This window comes from Halobacillus sp. GSS1 (assembly GCF_017307035.1).
GTDB lineage: Bacteria > Bacillota > Bacilli > Bacillales > Halobacillaceae > Halobacillus > Halobacillus litoralis.
Genome location: NZ_JAFLHE010000001.1, coordinates 739,248 through 757,865, shown reverse-complemented (window position 1 = coordinate 757,865; position 18,618 = coordinate 739,248). Strand labels below are relative to the sequence as shown.

Below are 18,618 nucleotides of genomic sequence, written 5' to 3'. Positions count from 1 at the left end.
TCACCTCTTATACTTTCTTTTCACGTGAAAAAATACGTATTGACAATTTAGTTTCTAGTAAATAAATAATTTTCCCCAACATAAAGATAATTTTGGTTGATCCTCTGATAGCGATCTCCTTGCACAAAGCTTTTCCACCAACCGTTAATCCGGCCACAATACTCGTAAATATAATGGCTGTAATTGAATAATAAATGGAGTCATCGTTTTGACCAGCCATTAAGGACAATTGTAATACGACTGCTGCGGATGCTGATCCACTGACAATTCCGCATATATCTCCAACCACATCATTGAAAAAACTTGAAAAGACTTCCGCGTTTTTACAAATTTGAACTGATTCCTTTGCTCCGTTAATTCTTTTTGATGCCATTGCATGGAATGGATATTCCTTTGCGGCAGCCGCAGACAATCCAATGGTATCAGAAATTACTCCAATTAAGATAAAGAAGAAGACAGTAATTATTCCTAGCACTATAGAAGCGTTAGATAATACAAAAGTAGAAATAGATGAAAATATAGAAGCAAGAAGTATAGTGAAAACAGTAAATTTTCGTACTCCACCCTAATGACCTAGCAAAAAAAACTTTCATAAAATCACCACCTTGCACTTTCATTAACTTTATAACATCTTTATGCAACTAATCTTCCACTATCTTTTAAGCGGAAGATTAGTAATAGTAAATATCTTTTTAAGCTTGGCTTACATTTTGTGTTTTTCTTATATTGTTAGTCCTTTTTTTTAGGAAAGGCTTTAGATAAAAATCTACCCCAAAACGGCCAGCATTCGTTCCACTAGCGATAATGATAAATTCCATTATGATGAGATTAGGGTTAACACTAATCGTACCGGCGAATAAGAAGCTGAAATTTAGAAATGCACCCATCAAGCTAGAAAATCTTGTGAATAATCCAATGATCAATCCAATTCCAACGAGAACTTCTCCCACAGGTACTAGGAAGTTGAAAAGTTCAACATTTGGTATGGCGAAACTTTCTAGAAAGTTTGCGTACCACTGTTGTACTGAAGGGTGTTCTCCACTTGATTTACTAACAGCTCCTTTTAAGAAACCAGTAGCATCAAAAGGTTCTGGTCCGAACATTTTCCCCCATCCTGCAGATAAAAATTTCCATCCGACATACACACGTATTACAGTTAATAAAGTAGCTGCTATTTTACTCGATCGAACCCATGTAGACATATCATCATCCTTTTCTTTTAGATTGGTTATTAATGCTTATTTTCACCACACAACAAAAAGTTTACCTAAGGAAACTTTTTGTTGTGTGGTCAATTCTATGTTGAAACGGAAGACATGTCAAATTAAATTATTTTGATCTAAGAAACCTAAGGTATATCTCGAACTCAAGGCTTCAAGGAATGGGGCTTATCTATAAAAGATAGGTCCTTTATTTTTATGCAGATAATAATTGAGAAAAATTTATTTTTTTGGAATAATCAGTGTTGTGAAACAACTATAATTTGGGAGTGTTTGTGTTGGCTGTAGTAGGTATCTTAGGAATGACTCATGATGAAGCAATGCAGAAGAAGTATAATTACCCCTTATCCCTGGTCGAGGAGTTAATTGGAGAATTTAATCCTGATGTGATTTGCGGGGAAGTACATCCGGAAAGTTGGAAACTTTATTTAAATGAAGGCGAACCTTTTGGAATCTTAGGGGAAACGCAAAATGAATATCCTAATTTGATTTACCCATTATGTGAAGAGCGGGGCATTGAATTCGTTCCAATAAATTGGTTTGAAGAGGATGTCTTTGAAGAAGAACCCTTTGATAAGTTCGATTACGAAACTAGGAAAAGGTTAGAGAATGAATTACGCCAATGGAATGATAAGCAACTTTCTACTTGGGATAACGGTAAGATCCCTTTGAACTCACCTGAATACGACACTATTACTAAAGAGATGTACACGTGGCTTCAGACTATTAATCCTGATGTTCAGAATATCGTGTGGAACGCGAGGCACTATATTATGCTTGCTAGGGTGAAGAATACAATTAAAGAGTACCAAGATAAGAGAATTCTTTGTATTCATGGTGCTGATCATAATTATTGGTATAATCAATCATTAAAGAAAATTGATGATATTGAGTTAGTTTACCCCTTGAGGTGATTTAAGAATAAGGACTTTTTATGATATATCATCGAGTTATCTTGAAGCTGAGTCTTCAAGAATAGGGGGCAATTCTTTAATAGAAGAATTGCCCCTTCTTAATGTTTTGGGCAAGTTAGTTGAAGACTCAGTTTCGAGATATTATGCGGGAAGTTCCAAACAATAGTAATCCTTCAGCATGTCAATCTGCTATTTGATATGGAGTAAGAAAGGTCGAGATAAAAATGAGCTGTAACCTTGTACGAGTGATAATTGTGAGAACATAAGAATGATTTAATTTTCTCGAACACCTTCTTTAATAAGAGGTGTTTTAGACTGAGGCTGATACTCACGAAGAGCGCTCAATTGTTGAAGCTGAGATTAATGATGTTATTCAGGTGGCAAAAGAGATAAATCGATATTACAAGAAAATCTTGCTTTTGAAATCATAGTTCAATTATAAGGTAAGATAAGCTGCTGATTTGAAGGGAAAAGTTGAATTTCTGAGTGTCTAAAGATTAAAAATGGTTGGGGGGGGGTTGATTCCAGAACATTTTTGAACATGAGTGGTATTTAACGAAGGTTTTCTGCGCAGCATTTAAAGGGCGGAGTGTTGAATAAGTGTCAAAATTAATGTTAAAGTTACATGTCTATGTGATTTCAACCTAAAATTTCTTTTTGGCTTATTCTTGCTTAAATGTTGATAATAGCATATTTTTAATTTTATATAATTCCATTTTAAATAATCAATTGGAATTTACCGTGTGAATAATTTATTGGGGTGCATTCCCTGATAAGGTAAGCTTAACCATTGTCATGAGAAAGGAAAGAGAAAAAAGATGACAGAGAAGAATAATAAGTTATTTTATTGTAACGTAGAGTTATCACTGGATATTATAGGCGGCAAATGGAAGCCACTTATCATTCACCATATAGGCGGTGCCGGTGTGATCAGATACGGGGAATTGAAAAGGAAGGTTCCTAATATCAATGAGAGGGTATTATCCCGGCAGCTGAGAGAACTGGAGGATGCCAACATCATTCGGAGAAAAGTATATGATGAAGTGCCGCCGAGAGTGGAGTACTCCCTGGAGGAGATGGGAGAGACATTGGTCCCCATTCTGAATGAATTAGGGTTATGGGGGATCGAGTACAATCAGAAATTCGATCATGGAGAAATCCATTTTGAAGACGAATATGATCAATGAGTAGAAAGAACCGTAATTGCATTGTGCATACGGTTCTTTTTTTGTTTATAGAGGGTCCATTTGTGTGGAAAAAACGGCTGGTTGATGTACTTGAATGTCTGTACGGATATTAATGTCAGTACTTGTTACCTACTTCCGAGGGTTATATACTGACCACGTAATAGAAATTACAGCCACTCAAGTAGAGGACGTGAACGATTGGCGGGGACTCGGGTGAAGAGCGGCTCTGCTTGAGGTGGTTTTATAAATAGTTCCTGACAAGTACTGATATGAATGAAAAGGAGAGTAGGACAATGGAACTGATGAAAGCTTTGACAAATAGATACTCAACGAAGAAATTCGATAAGACGAAGAGCATTCCCGATGAAGATATAGAGAAAATCAAATCCTTGCTGCAATTGGCACCATCATCGACGAATGTCCAACCGTGGCATTTCATCGTCGCTTCAACAGAAGAAGGGAAGAAGCGCGTAGCGAGTGCTGCACAAGGCGATTTCAGCTTCAATGAACCGAAGATTCTGGATGCCTCAGCGGTCGTGGTCTTCGCTACCAAGACGGAGATTACAGATGAATTCCTGCTTCATATAGCGGACAAGGAAGACCAGGACGGACGTTTTGCGGAAGAGAAGTTCAAAGAGGGGACGCATGCGGCGAGGAAAATGTTCGTGGACCTGCACAAATATGACTTCAAGGACCTACAGCATTGGTCTGAAAAGCAGGTATATCTGAACCTCGGAAGCTTCTTGCTCGGGGTATCGGATATGGGCATCGATGCAGTCCCGATGGAAGGACTGGACATGAAGGCTCTGGATAAGGAGTTCGGACTCCGCGAGAAAGGGTTCACTTCATGTGTGGTTGTAGGGTTGGGGTATCGTGCTTCATCCGACTTCAATGCAACCTTGCCGAAATCACGCCTTGACCAATCCGAGATCATCGAGCAAGTGTAATAAAATCACTGAATAATAGGAGGAAATGAAAATGAGTCATAATATCATCTGGACAATCGAAGGTAAAATCAAAGACGGACGCAGAGACGAATACGAAGCACTGATGGAAGAAATGGTAGCGGAAGTACAGAAAGAAGAAGGAACGACCAACTATGAGTGGACGATCGCCCCGGATGGCGAAACGGTACACGTCTATGAGCGCTATAAGGATGCAGAGGCGGCAGTTGTCCACCTCGGTTCGTGGGCGAAGTTCCAAGAAAGATATATGGATGTCACGGACATCACGAAGTTCACGATCTTCAGCGAGCTGACACCAGAATTGGAAGAAGCGGTTGCAGCGATGAACCCGGTCTACATGAAACCGATCGGTGGATTTGCTAGATAAACTAGAAGGTAGATTACCAGTGGCAAGAACAGGGCAATCGTCTAATGGATGATTGCCCTGTAATCGTATGAAAGAATACATGTGGTGCCGAATGGGAATGGAAAAATAGGACGTGAACAAGATAACCTGTACCCGGGCGAAAGATACTCCGGGCATTCTGGAGGGATAGCAATGAAAATTTTAATTACAGGTGCGACAGATGGTATCGGATTAGCGACGGCGAGGATGTTAGTGGACCAAGGTCATGAGGTACTGCTGCACGGCCGCAACGACAAGAAACTGTCGGATGTGGTAGCGGAGCTTGGGGAAGAAAATACGGAGCAGTACGTGGCGGATTTGTCGCAGATGGAGGAAGTGGATAAGTTCGCTCAAGCGGTAGCGGCTGAGCACGACCGGTTGGATGTCCTGATCAATAACGCCGGTGTTTACAGTGCGCCGTCAACGGTAACCGAGGACGGTTTGGACATCCGGTTTGCGGTGAATACGGTTGCGCCTTACATGTTGACGAAAGCCTTGCTCCCATTGATGGACGAATCGAGCCGCGTCGTCAATCTATCTTCAGCAGCCCAGCAACCCGTGGATGCGGAAGCCCTCTCGGGTGGGAAGCAGCTCGGAGATGGCGAGGCATATGCGCAAAGCAAGCTGGCGCTCACGATGTGGACATACGAGCTTTCCCATCATGTCGCGCCGGTTGTCGTTGCCGTGAATCCGATGTCGTTGTTGGGTAGTAAAATGGTGAAAAACGCGTTCGGTCTGGACGGGAAAGATATCAATATCGGAGCGGAGATCCTGTGTCGTGCTGCGCTGTCGGATACGTTCCAGGATGCATCAGGGAAGTATTTCGATAATGATATCGGGGAGTTCGGCGATCCGCATCCGGATGCTCAGGACCGCGAGAAGTGTGAGGCTCTCATCCAGAAATTGGACGCCATCATTCAATAGTAAAAAAGGTCAGGCGCTTGTGGGAACTTCACAAGCGTCTGACCTCTTTCATGTCCATGGATCTTGCATCTATAAGCCTGACATACACTCCGGTTCGTGGTGATAACCTGGAGGGAATCGATGAACTGGTTCAGCTCACCGATTCCTCAAGGGGAAAAATGTTCTTAAACTCCGAAGACCTCGTGTAAATGAGCTCGTAGCTCGGTCAAGTATTTATCAATATCCGGGTTTGCGACTACATCATGGGCACCGAAGCTCTTCAATGGCTCCATCCCCACATATTTCTGCGTGTTGTGTAAGTGATCGATAGCTTGTTCTAAATCTTTCCTTTTGAAAAAGTGGTCTGGATCGTTGAAAGCTTCTTCCGGGGCATTCCATGTCGTAGAGAACATGTATTTCTTTCCTGTCATAAGCCCGCCAGAACCGTACCTGTCTCCTCCGCCGAAGAACACACCGGGCTCGTAGATTGAGTCGATGTAAGTCTTTGTAGCGCCGGGTAGGCTGAACCAGTACATAGGTGTTTGGAAGATGATCGCATCCGCCCATTTGAACTTTTCCTGTTCTTCCTTCACATCATAGCCGTCTTTCACTATCGATGTATCTACGTTGTAGTCTGTAGAAAGTGTAGAGACGATTTCGTCGAATAACGTTTTATTTAAACGACCTTCTGCAATCGGATATGGTTCATGTCCGTTGATTACCAAAATATTTTGCATGATAAACCTCCAGTAATAAAACAGTTTTATAGTTCGAAAACAATGAAACTGTTTTTTACTCTACCACCTCCTCCTTTTTTTGCAAAAGAAAGAGCTCAAAGTAATCTTTGAGCTCTGACCGTTTATGATGATTCGCATTTCCTGCGTTTATAGATCTTCATCTCTCACTTGTGCGATGGTATCCAGCAATCCAGGGAACTTTCTTTCAATCTCCTCTGTTCGAATGGAATACAGATGCTCCTTTCCAACGATTCTTGCCTGGATCAAGCCAGCTTCGCGCATTACTCTGATATGATGAGAGACCGTCGATTTGGGTAATCGTAGTTGCAGTGTATAATGCGTACAATTATTCTCATGTGTATCAAATAAACAACGAATGATTTTCACGCGATTAGGTTCACTTAACGCGTGCAGTACTTTAGTGAATGAAATACTTTCGATTGGTGGGTGATTGGGTGTTTTCATATTTATATTCTACTGATTTGAAGCTTGATGAGCAACATTACAGGATGGTTGAAAAGACATTATAGAAAAAATCCGGGATGCACCATTACTGACACATCCCGGATTGGAGTCATAAAGCATGCGTTCGCCCCCATAGGAATTGGTACGGAGAATGAGATGGCCTCATCTGGTACCCTCTTGGTGGTCTACGCTTATTGATAATCTTCTACAACAATCTTACCAATGGAGGAACCGGACTCCAGTAATTGGTGAGCTTGTTTTATATTGTGTGCGCTGATTGGTGATAGAAGTTTGTTCAAGGTTGTCGTTATAGCATCTCGGTCTATTAAATCTGCTATTTCATTCAATAGATGATGCTGTTCGATCATATCGTCTGTTTGGAATATTGCCCTAGTAAACATGAGTTCCCACACAAACGTCACACTTTTCTGTTGTAATAAGGTTAAATCAATCGGTTCATTCGTCTCCACGATGGAACAGATCTTACCTTGAGGAGCAACGGCATCCGCCATGTTATCCCAATGCTTCTCTGTTGCATTAAGACAGAAAATATAATCCACGTTCGTCATTCCTAACTCTTTTAACTGAGGGGTGAATTCTTTATAGTGGTTGATGGTATGGTCTGCTCCGAGGCCTTTCACCCATTCCACCGTCTCTGGTCTGGAAGCTGTACCTATGACAGTCAGTCCAGCTTTTTTAGCGAGCTGAGTCGCGATAGAACCTACTCCGCCTGCAGCCCCGATGATTAGAATGGACTTATTCTGGTTATCGGTAGGTTCTGAGCTGATATTCAAGCGGTCAAACAGGCCCTCATAGGCTGTTATAGATGTGAGAGGAAGAGCGGCTGATTCAGCGAAAGATAACGTCTTCGGCTTCTTCCCGACGATCCGCTCATCAATGAGGTGGAACTGGCTGTTCCCTCCTTGACGAGTGATATCTCCCGCATAATATACTTCATCGCCTGGCTGGAACAGCGTACAATCAGGACCTACTTCTTCAACAACTCCGGAAACATCCCATCCGAGTATTTTCGGTTCTTTTTCCTTCTCACCATTTGCACGAACTTTATAATCGACCGGATTGACACCTACCGCTTCCACACGTACAAGCAGGTCTTGACCAGCCGGTTTCGGTTTGTCTATTTCTAGATCCAACAAACTATCTTGATGGTCGATCGGTAAATGCTCGTAAAGTCCAACTGCTTTCATTTTAGTCATAATGTAAACACATCCTTTGATAGATTTAAATTCTCTTCTGGAATCATGCAGGGATTCGATTTTTCATATGCAAATTGAGCATAGTATATAATTCTAACAAATGTAAGTACGCACATTTTTGTTTCGTAGTATCAATTTTTATACTTAAGACTTACCTCACCACAGTGATAACGGAAATGATGTTTCTGCGGTATATTATGTTAGGATATCAATAGATACAACGAACGATTATGAAACTAAGTATAAAAAATATACTGAGAGGTGAAAGAGATGAGTGCCAATGGTAAAGAAACAGCGACATCCAAACCATTCTTGAATTGTTATTCGTGTCCTGTAGAAGGGACCGTCGATGTGATTGGGGGAAAGTGGAAGAGCGTCATCATCTATCATCTGCTGGATGGGAAAAAGAGATTCAATGAATTGAAAAAGCTGAACGGCGGGATCACCCAAAGAATGTTGACGCTGCAGCTGAGAGAATTGGAGAGGGATGGCATCGTGCATAGGGAAGTGTATCCGGTCGTTCCACCCAAAGTGGAATATTCTCTGACCGACTTTGGAAAGTCGCTGGAGCCGATCATCCAGCTGATGTTCGATTGGGGAGAACACCATGTAGAAACGGTGTTAAACCTGAGGAAAAAAGAGGAGTAAAGCAAATCATTTCCCTTATAAAAAGAAAGTCAGATTAAATGTAAGCGAGTGGTAGAAATCAAAAAGGAGGGGATTGAATGAAATATAATATTACTGCAGCAACTGGGCATCTTGGCGAGAAAATCACCGAGGAACTACTGAAATTAGTTTCGAAAGAAGAGGCTGCAATCACTGTGCGTAACCATGAGAAAGCCAAGCAATTGTTCGGAGACTCTGTAAATATAAAAAAAGCTGATTATCATTCGGAAGAGGAAATGACGGAGGCTTTTATGGGTACGGATGTTCTGATTTACATCCCGAGTTTTTCTTTTCCGAGCCATGTGAGAATCAATGAATTCGAAAAAGCCGTAAATGCTGCTGAAAAAGCGAATGTAAAACAATTCCTGTTTGTGGGGTTTGTCGCCGATCATGAAAATAGCCCCTTCCAGATGAGTCCGTTCTTCGGTTATGTACCACGGAGGTTGGCTTCCAGTCAGTTGAGTTACACTATGGTCCGAAATGGGATGTATGCCGATCCTTTACCATCTTATCTGCCGGAGTTGATGGAACATGGACAGTTACCATATCCGGCCGGTGATGGGAAAATCAACTTTGTTTCAAGACGGGATATTGCGAGAGCAGTTGTCCAAATTGCAACTCGTCCAGAACTGTATGAGAAGAAATACACTCTGACAGGACAAAGAGCCTATTCTATGGAGGAGCTCGCATCCATCTTCAGCGAAATAAGTGGTGAGACCATTCGTTACTCTCCGATGAGTTTTCAAGAGTTCGCTGTCACGTATGATGAACCTGAAGGATTCGGACCTGTTCTTACTTCCTTATATACTGCCGCTAGTCGCCATTTGATGGATGAGACGACCGATGATATTGAGACTGTTACAGGGGATCCGTCGGAGGACTTAACAGCGTTTATTAAACAGAATTTTCATCAAGAGAATTAACAATTTGTATAGAGGAATCTAATCCATAAACATATTTATATTTGAATCCAATAGTCGGAATAGATAGAAGGAAAAACGATACTTTCATGCGAAAGTATCGTTTTTTTGTGTGTAATGCACATTTGTGCAGTTTCTACACAAATTTCATACTATTCTTTGTATTTCATTGACTGCGCTTACATGGCTCTTTTATGATGGCATTAACTTAAGTAGCACATATGATTAATTATTTGCACAATTGTGCAATGAAAGGTGGAAGATTACATGGATTGGGATGAACAGCGACGATTGATAAAGGTAGCAAAGTTATATTATGAAGACAATTTGACTCAAAGTGAAATCGCTAAAAAAACGGGGATCTATCGGACAACCATTACCCGTTTACTTCAAAAGGCAAGAGACGAAGGGATTGTCCAAATCACGATTAAGGGTGATTACAGGGAGCAAGTGAATCTAGAACATCGACTACAAGATAAATTCGGCCTGAAAGAGGTAGTAGTTGTCCCTGCTGAGGCTAATGAACCGAAAGAAGAACGCCAGCAAAAATTAGGAGGTGCCGCCGTCCACTTAATTGACAGCATTATGAAGGACGGTGATGTTGTTGGGTTTGCTTGGGGCAGTACCCTTGGAAAAATGGTGGATGCACTTGGTGGATCGAAGGATAGAGATATGGATTTCGTGCCGTTAGTAGGCGGGCCGGGAAAGATGCCTGTAGAGCATCACGTGAATACAATCGTCTATTCTTTCGCCAAAGCTTACAAGGGCCGTGCCAATTTTATCGATTCGGCAGCTATTGTTCCTTCGCCTCAAAGTAAAAAAGAGATTATAGAGTCGAAATATTTTCAAGATATCATCAACCTCTGGGAGAAGTTGACGATTGCCGTTGTAGGAATCGGTACACCCGTCAGTTCTTCCAACCTAGTGTTTTCTGGATTCCTTGGTGAAAGCGATCTCAACTTTTTGAATGACCAAGGCGGCATAGGGGATATCTGTTCGAGGTTTTATGACATTCATGGGAAGCAGATTACCGGAGAAGTAGACGAGCGTACGATTGCTATTACGTTAGATAAGTTAAAGACACTTCCTTATTCGATTGGTGTAGCAGAGTCCGTTGAAAAAACGGAATCGATAATTGGGGCATTAAAAGGAGAATATATTTCTCACCTGGTGACCAATGATATTACAGCACGATCCATCTTGGAATTTGATGAAGGAGGTGAGTGGGGCAATTGATACTTTTTGTATTGGGATTAGTAGCAATCATGTTCATCCTTCAGAGTTTACTCGGCTTTGGACAACTGAAGAATTTTAATGAGAATTATAATGAAATGCGATCTCAAAGCAAGGTTTCCATCGGTCGTAGTAAAGGATTGGTAAGAACGGGAGTCGTCTTGTTAATGAGAATCGATAAGAACCAAACCATTATAGAAACAAGGAAGATGCAAGGAACTACAGTCTTTGCTCGTTTCAAGAACTTCAATATGATTGATGGGAAACAATTATTGAAGATAGACGAAGAAACCTTGAGTAAGGTGGATCGATTTACAAGAAAAGCGATAAAGGATGCTCAGCATACGTATAGGATTATTCAAGCTGGTGGAGAGCCACCAAAACCGACTAGTCCTATTGAAAAATTATTAAATTTATTTAAGAAGAAAGGTGAGGTGAGTCGTTCATGATGGATTTCCTGATTAAAGCAGCAGAAGGTTTTATCGGCTTATTCGAAAGAGGCGGAGAAACATTCATGGGGTTTGTCACTGACATCATCCCCCTACTCATCATGCTATTAGTAGCGATGAACGCGGTAGTGGCTATGGTAGGTCAAGAAAGAATTGAAAGGTTGGCTATGAAGTCTGCTGGAAACATTTTTACAAGGTATTTAGTACTTCCTGTGTTAGGGACATTCTTCTTGTTGAATCCTATGACATTATCACTTGGGAGGTTTCTACCTGAGAAATTCAAGCCTGGATATTACGCATCAGCCAGCTACTCTTGTCACTCGATGAATGGTCTGTTTCCTCATGTTAATCCAGCTGAACTATTTGTCTTTTTAGGCGTAGCGGCTGGTATCGAGCAACTGGGTTTCTCCACAGCAGATCTTGCTTTACGTTATTTTTTAGTAGGGATTCTAATGAATATGATTCGGGGATGGGTGACCGATATTTGCGTCAACTATGTGGAGAAACAGCAGAAGACCAAATTAAAAACTACACTCTCTGAATCTATGAAAGGGGAAAGTGTCCATGCCTAAAACTCTTTATAAAAGTGTAAGGGTCAGTAAGGGATCCGGGGGATTCGGAGGTCCCTTGGATGTTACACCAACGGAAGATAAGGATAAGATCGTCAATATTACAGGTGGGCCCATAAGCTCCACAGCTGAACGTATAGCTGAATTGACAGGGGCTGAATTAGTGAATGGTTTTAAAACTTCTGTACCGGAAGAGGAAATAGCTTGTGTCGTTATAGACTGTGGCGGAACCTTGAGAGCGGGGTTATATCCTAAGAAGCGGATTCCGACCATTAATGTCATGCCAACTGGACAAAGTGGCCCGATGGCTAAATATATTCAAGAAGATATCTACGTATCTGGCGTGACACCAAATCATATTGACCTTACCGAACATTCCAGTGACGACAATAATGCGAGGGCAAATAGTGAGGCAACATCAAATGCACAGGGAGAAGAAGCGGAAGAAACGACTACTTCTGGGAAGTATGATTCCAGCAAAAAGGTAAGTGAACAGTCACCCAATAGTATCATGACGAAAGTCGGTGTCATGATGGGGAATGTAATTGGCGTCTTATATCAGGCAGGGCGAGACGCGATCGACACTGTCCTGAAGACTATCCTTCCATTTATGGCTTTTGTCTCCATGCTTATCGGTCTTATTTTAGAAACGGGTATAGGGGATGTATTTGCAAATCTGTTGTCTCCGTTATCCGGAAGCATATGGGGATTGATAGCCCTGTCGGCTATTGTTTCTTTCCCATTACTTTCACCGTTCTTGGGGCCTGGTGCTGTCATAGCACAAGTTATCGGAACGTTGATCGGTGTGGAGATTGGACGAGGGAATATTCCTCCCCAATTTGCTCTTCCAGCTGTATTCGCCATTAATTCACAAGCTGCTGCAGATTTTGTTCCTGTCGGCTTAGGATTGGCGGAAGCAGAACCGGAAACAGTAGAAGTCGGAGTGCCAGCGGTGTTATATGGACGCTTTTTAACAGGTGCACCCACGGTGTTTGTAGCATGGTTAGCAAGCTTTGGCATGTATGAATAAATAACAAGGAGAGAGCTTATGAAGCAGATTTATTATACAGAAGTTACGGAACTAGGAGAAATGGTGATGGAGTTCTTGGAGGAAAAAATGATCATCCTCTTTAAGCAAGGAGCACCAGCTGAGTTAGAAGAGTTTTGCGTATCTCATGAAATAAATCAGTTGAAAGAAGACATTCAACCGAATGATACGTTAAAAGTTAATGACCAAGCCTTTCAAATAACCGGTGTAGGGAGTGCTGTTAATAAAAATCTAGCGTCCTTAGGGCACATAACTCTGAAATTCGATGGCAGCCAAGAACCGGAACTACCTGGAACTTTGTCACTGGAAGATGTAGACGTCCCTGAAATAAGTCAGGGCGATGTATTAGAAATCATGAGATAAGTAGAAGGAGGAGAAAGAAATGGAGAATAAAGTAGCGATTGTAGCCGGTGGAGGACAGAATTTAGGCGAACATCTTTGTTACCGTTTATCAGAAGAGAATTATCAAGTGATCGTCGCAGATATTAATGAAGAAACGGCCTCGAAAGTAGCGGACAAAATTAATAATGATCTAAATGGAGAGGCGAAAGCGATACAGATTAATGTAGCGGACGAAGTAAGTGTGGAAAGCGTGGTGACCTCTGTAAAGGAAACATACGGAAGAATAGATTTGTTAGTCTTCAATGCAGGCGTTGCCAGAAGTACAAAAATAACGAACTTTGAGCTTGAAGATTGGGATGCAATGATGAAAGTGAATCTTACGGGCTATTTCCTTTGTGCTCGAGAAGTCGCAAAGGTCATGATTGACCAAGGAGAAGGGAATATCATTCAGATCAATTCGAAATCAGGGAAAGTGGGCAGTAAGCATAATGCAGGATATTCCTCTTCGAAATTCGGAGGAGTCGGTTTAACTCAAAGTCTTGCCCTGGATTTAGCGGAGCACGGGGTCAGGGTTAACAGCATAATGCCAGGGAATCTATTGAAATCCCCTATGTTTCAGAGTCTGATTCCATCCTATGCGAAGAAATTAGGAATAGCCGAAAATGAAGTGGAACAGGTTTATATCGATAAAGTTCCGATGAAGCGCGGCTGTACCTACGATGATGTTGCCAATGCAGTAGTTTTCTATTCTTCAGAACAAGCTTCATACATGACAGGTCAATCTATCAATGTTACAGGTGGACAAGTGATGCATTAAGACTACCGTTCTCTTATTGGATGCAAAATGAATAAATGAGATGATCTTAGAGTTTACCTAGGATCATCTCTTTTTCATGATAAGGATAAAGGAATCCACCTTTTCTCAGCAGGAGCATGTTTATTGATGTAATTAAACTAGTATTCGATTCTGAATGTAACTCCTTGAATCTTCTCTCCAACCTATTTATGATGAAAGGATGTTGAAATTATTGGAAAGGGAGTATGAAATGAAACGTATCTTTCGTTGAGTAGTTAAGAGAAATCGTGGACAGGGTTTGTATCTCCGGAGCTTGTATTACACGATAGGCATTATGATTCTGACATTGGGTATTGCGTTGACAATCCAGTCAAAGTTAGGGGCTTCTCCTTTTGATGCACTCCTCGTCGGATTATACCGTACGTATGGTCTGACGATCGGGAGCTGGGAGATCGTAGTGGGTTTTTCGATGATCGTATTCAACTCCATTGCGGAAAAACGACGTCCTGATTTGATTGCCTTGTTCACCTCAGCCTTAACAGGGGCAGGCATCGATTTTTGGGTCCATACCATCAAGGGCTGGATAGAGCCGGAGACATGGATTGCCCAATACGCATGTTTACTTCTCGGGTTAGTCATTCTCAGTTTGGGCATTGCCGTAAATCTGCAAGCTGACTTTGCTCCGAACCCGTTTGACCGGATGATGCTAGTTTTGAGAAATCTGACTGGCATGAGTGTGTCCTATTCCAGAGCCGCAATCAGCCTCGTTCTTGTTATCATCGCCGCCTTTTTTGGGGGAGCGATTGGAATGGGGACGTTGATTATCGCGACGGTGAGTGGTTTTGTGATTCACTCTTTCATGAATCATTTAAACCGTTTTGATACATGGCTGTTAGGTGAGGGGAAACTGCATCAGAAATAAGGGGAGGTGGGCAACAATCGCTTTGATTGTTGCCCCTGACTCTATCATTTTTCTTTATTGGAACTGATGAACACTTTGACGGTCTCTTTCACCGTAGCGACTCCGTTCGACGACAGACACATGCAATAAGATGGCACCATCAATTAAAATGAAAACATAAGTTAGAAGTGTACATAGGTTTAGATGGACAAGATTAATGCTTTTTGTTAAGTTACCTTGAAATCGAGTCTTCAACTAATGGGGGCTTTACTTTAATAGGGAATATCATAAGTTAATATTTCTTGTTTACTTGTTTTGGCATAACCCCGATTAAAATAAAGAAAGAGGTGTGACATTGAGAAAGGCTTTAGGATATGGTTTCTTATTATTAATTATATTGTCAATTACAATATTCATTAGCCCGAAAATGTTCATTAGTTTAGTTAATATTATCGGTTTTGGCTCAGCTTTAATTTCTGCTTTCCTTATGAAAACGTTTATTAGAAGGTCTGAATTAAATGTGGCTTCAACAGATAAAGGAGATATAGAAGAAAGAAGGTCAGGAATGATGATTGGCATATTCGGTTCACCATTTCTGATTACTTCAATTATTTTTTTGATAACGAAAATAAAAGCAGTTTAAGTTTTATAAGTAATGGCGAATTATCTCGAAATCAAGTCTTCATGAAACGGGGGCTATTCTATAAAAGAGGATTGCCTCCTTATTTCGGTTTGGGTAGGATACTTGTGATTCAGATTCGGGATAATAAACATTTGAAACCTTATCAAATCTGAATCGTATGTGAAATATGAGAACTTTTGATTTTGTACTTAGTAGGTAACTTTCTTTTTCTAAGGGAGCCTTTATTTAGGCATATATATGCTGCAAATTACACTTTTAACATATAGAGATCGTTTTATTGTTTCTACTATATGTAATCCATAACATGTTCTTAGAAGGGGAGATAGTATGAAAAAACTATTACTAATGATAACTTTACCATTGATTTTAGTGGCGTGTAGTTCGACAAGTGGATTACATAAATTCAATAATGATGAGCTGAGCAAAAAAACGGAAGATTTGGCTTTTAACCCCCAACTTCCGACAGAACTTCCATTTGAATTAGAACGAGCTGAATTTAGTCATCCTCCTAAGGTGCAGCAACCATATAAAACTTTAACTTTTGATTTCTATGGAGAAACTAAGGAGCACCTTAGTTTATTAACTATAAACGGAGGTGAAGTTTCTTCTACTTCTCAAGAAGAATATCAAGATGTTCAAGTAGAGGATAAATATGGAAAATATTTTGTCGATAGTTCAGGAAATAAGACTTTGAGATGGGCAGAAGGAAAGATTCATTATGTTTTAAAATATTTTGCTGAACAGTCGGAAACTAAAGTTGAAAAAAATGATTTAATTGAGGCAGCAGAGTCTTTTCAATAATATCAAGAAGGAAATTATTTTACCTTGGCCTACAAATTATATCTTGAAATTAATTCTTGAAGAATTGGGGGCGATTGCTTAATAAGGTCCTACGTTGTTTAGACAATTTAAAAGTCAGAATTCAGCTTAGTCTTTTAAAGGATATATTTGCTAATAAGAGGTACCTTAGTATTGAGGTGATCAACAAATGATTAAGTCTTTATTAGTACTAAGCTTAGTTCTTACACCACTACATAGTAATGTGGAGAGTGGGAACCCTCAGCCTTCAGATAACTGCATTAATTTAATGAAGGAACGAGATGCGAAATTTAAGGACGGAGTTTTTGAGGACGTATTAAGTTCATATGAGTATTTCAATAACTATGATCACGTACATTATTTTACTTCCGATGATCTTTCCATAATCAATGCATTGTTGGGGAAAGAGAATACTCAAATTGAAAGCTTAAGGAAATATTTTGCGGGTGTAGCCCAGGGAGAGCGCCGGCTTTACTACGTTTTAAACGGTCCAACCCATAGAGTTTTTATGTTATATAAAAATTTTTCTAATGAAAATGTCATGATTGAACTCAAGAGTGGAGAACAGGGGTGGAAGAAGGTCGATAAAACAGTCAGTAAGGGGAAAGAAATTGAAGTGGAAAGTTTAAGGTGTGAAGAGGAATTTCAGTTAGAAAGATTGTTGAATGAATTCTTTTCCCTTTAAAAAATCTGCTGTGTGTATTTTTCTATTCCAGCTAAGGGGAGTTTTGTACTCAATACAAATTAGAATATCTTGAATTAAAGTCTTTACGTATAGGGGAGTTAGTGGAATAAGACAATAATCTAACCGTATCAGTGGAGTTTATTTTTTCTACTACGATCAACTTAAGATTTAACAAAACCAACAAAATAGTAAGCCTTTTGCTATTTTTAATTCTTTGCACAAAAAAAGCGCAGCCCTGATAGGCTGCACTTCTATAAAGTTTACATGGATTGATCCGTTGGTCTTACGACAATCTCATTGATGGTCACTTCAGCAGGTTCTTCCAGTGCATAACGGATTGTTCTTGCAATGCTGTCTGGTGTTATTGCTTGCTCATAAAGCTCATCCACTCCGCCTTTGACATCCTCATCGGTGATCGTAGAGGTTAGTTCAGTAGATACCGCTCCAGGTGAGATGATCGTCGCTCTGATTTTACTTTCAGCGGACTCTTCCATTCTAAGTCCATCGGTAATTGCTCTAACTGCAAATTTCGTACCGCTGTACACCGCACTTCCTGGGAATACAACGTGTCCGGCTACAGATGAAATATTGATGATGTGTCCTTTTTTCCTTTCACGCATATGTGGAAGGACAGCAGATATTCCGTATAGCACACCTTTTATGTTCACATCAATCATTTGATCCCATTCTTTTACCTTTTGTTTATTCAAGAAGGACAAAGGCATCAAACCTGCGTTATTCACAATCGCATCAATTTGACCGAATTCCTTTTGTGCATACTCTGCCAGCTCTTCCATTTCTTCATAAGAGGTCACATCTGTTGATTTATAAATAGCATGGCCTCCGTTGTTATTCACTTTATCGGCTAACTCTTGTAAACGGTCTTCACGTCGAGCAGCCAACACAAGCTTTGCTCCTTTAGAAGATAATTCTTTCGCTGTTTCTTCTCCGATACCACTAGAAGCTCCTGTGATAATAACAACTTGATCTTGTAGATTTGACAAAATATAGCCTCCTATTAATTAATAAGTGATTTCTGCGATTTCAAACTACTAGTTACCGCTCAAACACTTTACTAAACATAGATTGGCCGATCGATAGGTTATTAGCCTATTAAACACTTTTCATAATTATTTTGGGCCGGCAGCATATTTTTGAAAAAGGAATTACCTTATTATGTACTCGCTTCAAATAGATATGAAACGGATGACATTATTGAAATGAACGGCTCTGGTAAAGTTTATATTGAATTATTAAAATTCATCTTATTTGTCTTGAGTTCGAATCTTCAGGTATTGGGGGTTAATGCAAAAAAGATAATTTTACCAAAATAGGACTATCATAGATGTAGCTTTTTTAATTATGGAGCAGGAAAATGGCCTTTTTTTGTCCTTCTCGAGTTTCGGAAACTCACCAATTTAAAGGGATACCTACTTGGCTGGGGCTGCTGAAAAGTGTTTGTAAATGTAAAAAAGGAAGAAATTCACCTTTTTTGTGTGGGTGTATTCCTCCTTTTATATCCATATCTTTTTTCGCCTTGTTAAAATAAAACAA

General features: G+C 40.4%; 23 protein-coding genes. 17 read left to right on the top strand and 6 right to left on the bottom strand.

The window, feature by feature from the left end:
• Nucleotides 1-7: 7 nt before the first annotated feature.
• Both J0K78_RS03955 and J0K78_RS03950 read right to left on the bottom strand, forming a co-directional pair.
• Nucleotides 8-373, bottom strand: coding sequence for a hypothetical protein (locus J0K78_RS03955; RefSeq protein ID WP_242517687.1), 366 nt, complete (start codon nt 371-373; stop codon nt 8-10).
• Between the two features lie 319 nt (nt 374-692).
• Entirely contained in the window at nt 693-1,202 is a 510-nt protein-coding gene (locus J0K78_RS03950; protein ID WP_206945490.1) for a DoxX family protein, read from the bottom strand.
• Nucleotides 1,203-1,495: 293 nt separating this feature from the next.
• On the opposite strand from J0K78_RS03950, the gene J0K78_RS03945 reads away from it, so the two are divergent.
• The 5 genes from J0K78_RS03945 (at nt 1,496) to J0K78_RS03925 (ending at nt 5,595) form a co-directional block, all read left to right on the top strand.
• The gene (locus J0K78_RS03945) at nt 1,496-2,134 is read left to right on the top strand and encodes a hypothetical protein (RefSeq protein ID WP_370551004.1); all 639 of its coding nucleotides are present in this window, start codon (nt 1,496-1,498) and stop codon (nt 2,132-2,134) included.
• An 818-nt stretch (nt 2,135-2,952) separates the two neighbouring features.
• Complete coding sequence (locus J0K78_RS03940) at nt 2,953-3,321, top strand: winged helix-turn-helix transcriptional regulator (RefSeq protein WP_206945488.1); 369 nt, start codon at nt 2,953-2,955, stop codon at nt 3,319-3,321.
• A gap of 293 nt (nt 3,322-3,614) precedes the next feature.
• Nucleotides 3,615-4,268 (top strand): oxygen-insensitive NAD(P)H nitroreductase, encoded by a 654-nt coding sequence (gene nfsB / locus J0K78_RS03935; RefSeq protein ID WP_206945487.1) that lies wholly within the window; start codon nt 3,615-3,617, stop codon nt 4,266-4,268.
• 31 nt (nt 4,269-4,299) lie between these two features.
• A complete protein-coding gene (locus J0K78_RS03930) occupies nt 4,300-4,653 on the top strand; it encodes a putative quinol monooxygenase (protein WP_206945486.1) in 354 nt (117 codons plus the stop codon).
• A 171-nt stretch (nt 4,654-4,824) separates the two neighbouring features.
• Entirely contained in the window at nt 4,825-5,595 is a 771-nt protein-coding gene (locus tag J0K78_RS03925; protein WP_206945485.1) for an SDR family NAD(P)-dependent oxidoreductase, read from the top strand.
• 164 nt (nt 5,596-5,759) lie between these two features.
• Here J0K78_RS03925 and J0K78_RS03920 read toward each other — a convergent pair whose 3' ends face one another.
• From J0K78_RS03920 to J0K78_RS03910, 3 genes are all read right to left on the bottom strand, one after another.
• Nucleotides 5,760-6,311 carry an NAD(P)H-dependent oxidoreductase gene (locus J0K78_RS03920; protein WP_206945484.1) on the bottom strand — a complete coding sequence of 184 codons (552 nt, stop codon included), beginning with the start codon at nt 6,309-6,311 and terminating at the stop codon, nt 5,760-5,762.
• 147 nt (nt 6,312-6,458) lie between these two features.
• Complete coding sequence (locus J0K78_RS03915) at nt 6,459-6,776, bottom strand: ArsR/SmtB family transcription factor (protein ID WP_206945483.1); 318 nt, start codon at nt 6,774-6,776, stop codon at nt 6,459-6,461.
• A 191-nt stretch (nt 6,777-6,967) separates the two neighbouring features.
• The gene (locus J0K78_RS03910; protein WP_206945482.1) at nt 6,968-7,993 is read right to left on the bottom strand and encodes a zinc-binding alcohol dehydrogenase family protein; all 1,026 of its coding nucleotides are present in this window, start codon (nt 7,991-7,993) and stop codon (nt 6,968-6,970) included.
• Nucleotides 7,994-8,263: 270 nt separating this feature from the next.
• On the opposite strand from J0K78_RS03910, the gene J0K78_RS03905 reads away from it, so the two are divergent.
• From J0K78_RS03905 to J0K78_RS03850, 12 genes are all read left to right on the top strand, one after another.
• On the top strand, nt 8,264-8,641 hold the full coding sequence (locus J0K78_RS03905) for a winged helix-turn-helix transcriptional regulator (protein ID WP_206945481.1): 378 nt from the start codon (nt 8,264-8,266) through the stop codon (nt 8,639-8,641).
• Nucleotides 8,642-8,718: 77 nt separating this feature from the next.
• Nucleotides 8,719-9,582, top strand: coding sequence for an SDR family oxidoreductase (locus J0K78_RS03900; RefSeq protein WP_206945480.1), 864 nt, complete (start codon nt 8,719-8,721; stop codon nt 9,580-9,582).
• A gap of 264 nt (nt 9,583-9,846) precedes the next feature.
• A complete protein-coding gene (locus J0K78_RS03895) occupies nt 9,847-10,815 on the top strand; it encodes a sugar-binding transcriptional regulator (protein WP_206945479.1) in 969 nt (322 codons plus the stop codon).
• Complete coding sequence (locus J0K78_RS03890; protein WP_206945478.1) at nt 10,803-11,261, top strand: transcriptional regulator GutM; 459 nt, start codon at nt 10,803-10,805, stop codon at nt 11,259-11,261. Before J0K78_RS03895 ends, J0K78_RS03890 begins: the two co-directional genes overlap by 13 nt.
• Nucleotides 11,261-11,833 carry a PTS glucitol/sorbitol transporter subunit IIC gene (gene srlA / locus J0K78_RS03885; RefSeq protein WP_305037801.1) on the top strand — a complete coding sequence of 191 codons (573 nt, stop codon included), beginning with the start codon at nt 11,261-11,263 and terminating at the stop codon, nt 11,831-11,833. The genes J0K78_RS03890 and srlA overlap by 1 nt, the downstream gene beginning before the upstream one ends.
• On the top strand, nt 11,826-12,860 hold the full coding sequence (srlE, locus tag J0K78_RS03880) for a PTS glucitol/sorbitol transporter subunit IIB (RefSeq protein ID WP_206945476.1): 1,035 nt from the start codon (nt 11,826-11,828) through the stop codon (nt 12,858-12,860). Before srlA ends, srlE begins: the two co-directional genes overlap by 8 nt.
• Nucleotides 12,861-12,878: 18 nt before the next feature.
• Nucleotides 12,879-13,241: a PTS glucitol/sorbitol transporter subunit IIA gene (locus J0K78_RS03875; protein ID WP_206945475.1), complete on the top strand. Its 363-nt coding sequence runs from the start codon at nt 12,879-12,881 to the stop codon at nt 13,239-13,241.
• A gap of 19 nt (nt 13,242-13,260) precedes the next feature.
• Nucleotides 13,261-14,037: a sorbitol-6-phosphate dehydrogenase gene (srlD, locus tag J0K78_RS03870; protein ID WP_206945474.1), complete on the top strand. Its 777-nt coding sequence runs from the start codon at nt 13,261-13,263 to the stop codon at nt 14,035-14,037.
• Nucleotides 14,038-14,314: 277 nt separating this feature from the next.
• Nucleotides 14,315-14,938 carry a YczE/YyaS/YitT family protein gene (locus tag J0K78_RS03865; protein ID WP_483299993.1) on the top strand — a complete coding sequence of 208 codons (624 nt, stop codon included), beginning with the start codon at nt 14,315-14,317 and terminating at the stop codon, nt 14,936-14,938.
• A gap of 334 nt (nt 14,939-15,272) precedes the next feature.
• Nucleotides 15,273-15,560, top strand: coding sequence for a hypothetical protein (locus J0K78_RS03860; RefSeq protein ID WP_206945472.1), 288 nt, complete (start codon nt 15,273-15,275; stop codon nt 15,558-15,560).
• 327 nt (nt 15,561-15,887) lie between these two features.
• Nucleotides 15,888-16,361, top strand: a complete 474-nt coding sequence (locus J0K78_RS03855; protein ID WP_206945471.1) for a hypothetical protein — start codon at nt 15,888-15,890, stop codon at nt 16,359-16,361.
• Nucleotides 16,362-16,548: 187 nt separating this feature from the next.
• Nucleotides 16,549-17,064, top strand: a complete 516-nt coding sequence (locus J0K78_RS03850; protein WP_206945470.1) for a hypothetical protein — start codon at nt 16,549-16,551, stop codon at nt 17,062-17,064.
• A gap of 260 nt (nt 17,065-17,324) precedes the next feature.
• Here J0K78_RS03850 and J0K78_RS03845 read toward each other — a convergent pair whose 3' ends face one another.
• Entirely contained in the window at nt 17,325-18,068 is a 744-nt protein-coding gene (locus tag J0K78_RS03845; protein ID WP_206945469.1) for an SDR family oxidoreductase, read from the bottom strand.
• Nucleotides 18,069-18,618: the final 550 nt, after the last annotated feature.

Coding starts and splice junctions, on each gene's coding strand:
- J0K78_RS03955 (WP_242517687.1), bottom strand. CDS start 373: ATGGCATCAAAAAGAATTAACGGAGCAAAGGAATCAGTTCAAATTTGT.
- J0K78_RS03950 (WP_206945490.1), bottom strand. CDS start 1,202: ATGTCTACATGGGTTCGATCGAGTAAAATAGCAGCTACTTTATTAACT.
- J0K78_RS03940 (WP_206945488.1), top strand. CDS start 2,953: ATGACAGAGAAGAATAATAAGTTATTTTATTGTAACGTAGAGTTATCA.
- nfsB (WP_206945487.1), top strand. CDS start 3,615: ATGGAACTGATGAAAGCTTTGACAAATAGATACTCAACGAAGAAATTC.
- J0K78_RS03930 (WP_206945486.1), top strand. CDS start 4,300: ATGAGTCATAATATCATCTGGACAATCGAAGGTAAAATCAAAGACGGA.
- J0K78_RS03925 (WP_206945485.1), top strand. CDS start 4,825: ATGAAAATTTTAATTACAGGTGCGACAGATGGTATCGGATTAGCGACG.
- J0K78_RS03920 (WP_206945484.1), bottom strand. CDS start 6,311: ATGCAAAATATTTTGGTAATCAACGGACATGAACCATATCCGATTGCA.
- J0K78_RS03915 (WP_206945483.1), bottom strand. CDS start 6,776: ATGAAAACACCCAATCACCCACCAATCGAAAGTATTTCATTCACTAAA.
- J0K78_RS03910 (WP_206945482.1), bottom strand. CDS start 7,993: ATGACTAAAATGAAAGCAGTTGGACTTTACGAGCATTTACCGATCGAC.
- J0K78_RS03905 (WP_206945481.1), top strand. CDS start 8,264: ATGAGTGCCAATGGTAAAGAAACAGCGACATCCAAACCATTCTTGAAT.
- J0K78_RS03900 (WP_206945480.1), top strand. CDS start 8,719: ATGAAATATAATATTACTGCAGCAACTGGGCATCTTGGCGAGAAAATC.
- J0K78_RS03895 (WP_206945479.1), top strand. CDS start 9,847: ATGGATTGGGATGAACAGCGACGATTGATAAAGGTAGCAAAGTTATAT.
- srlA (WP_305037801.1), top strand. CDS start 11,261: ATGGATTTCCTGATTAAAGCAGCAGAAGGTTTTATCGGCTTATTCGAA.
- srlE (WP_206945476.1), top strand. CDS start 11,826: ATGCCTAAAACTCTTTATAAAAGTGTAAGGGTCAGTAAGGGATCCGGG.
- J0K78_RS03875 (WP_206945475.1), top strand. CDS start 12,879: ATGAAGCAGATTTATTATACAGAAGTTACGGAACTAGGAGAAATGGTG.
- srlD (WP_206945474.1), top strand. CDS start 13,261: ATGGAGAATAAAGTAGCGATTGTAGCCGGTGGAGGACAGAATTTAGGC.
- J0K78_RS03855 (WP_206945471.1), top strand. CDS start 15,888: ATGAAAAAACTATTACTAATGATAACTTTACCATTGATTTTAGTGGCG.
- J0K78_RS03850 (WP_206945470.1), top strand. CDS start 16,549: ATGATTAAGTCTTTATTAGTACTAAGCTTAGTTCTTACACCACTACAT.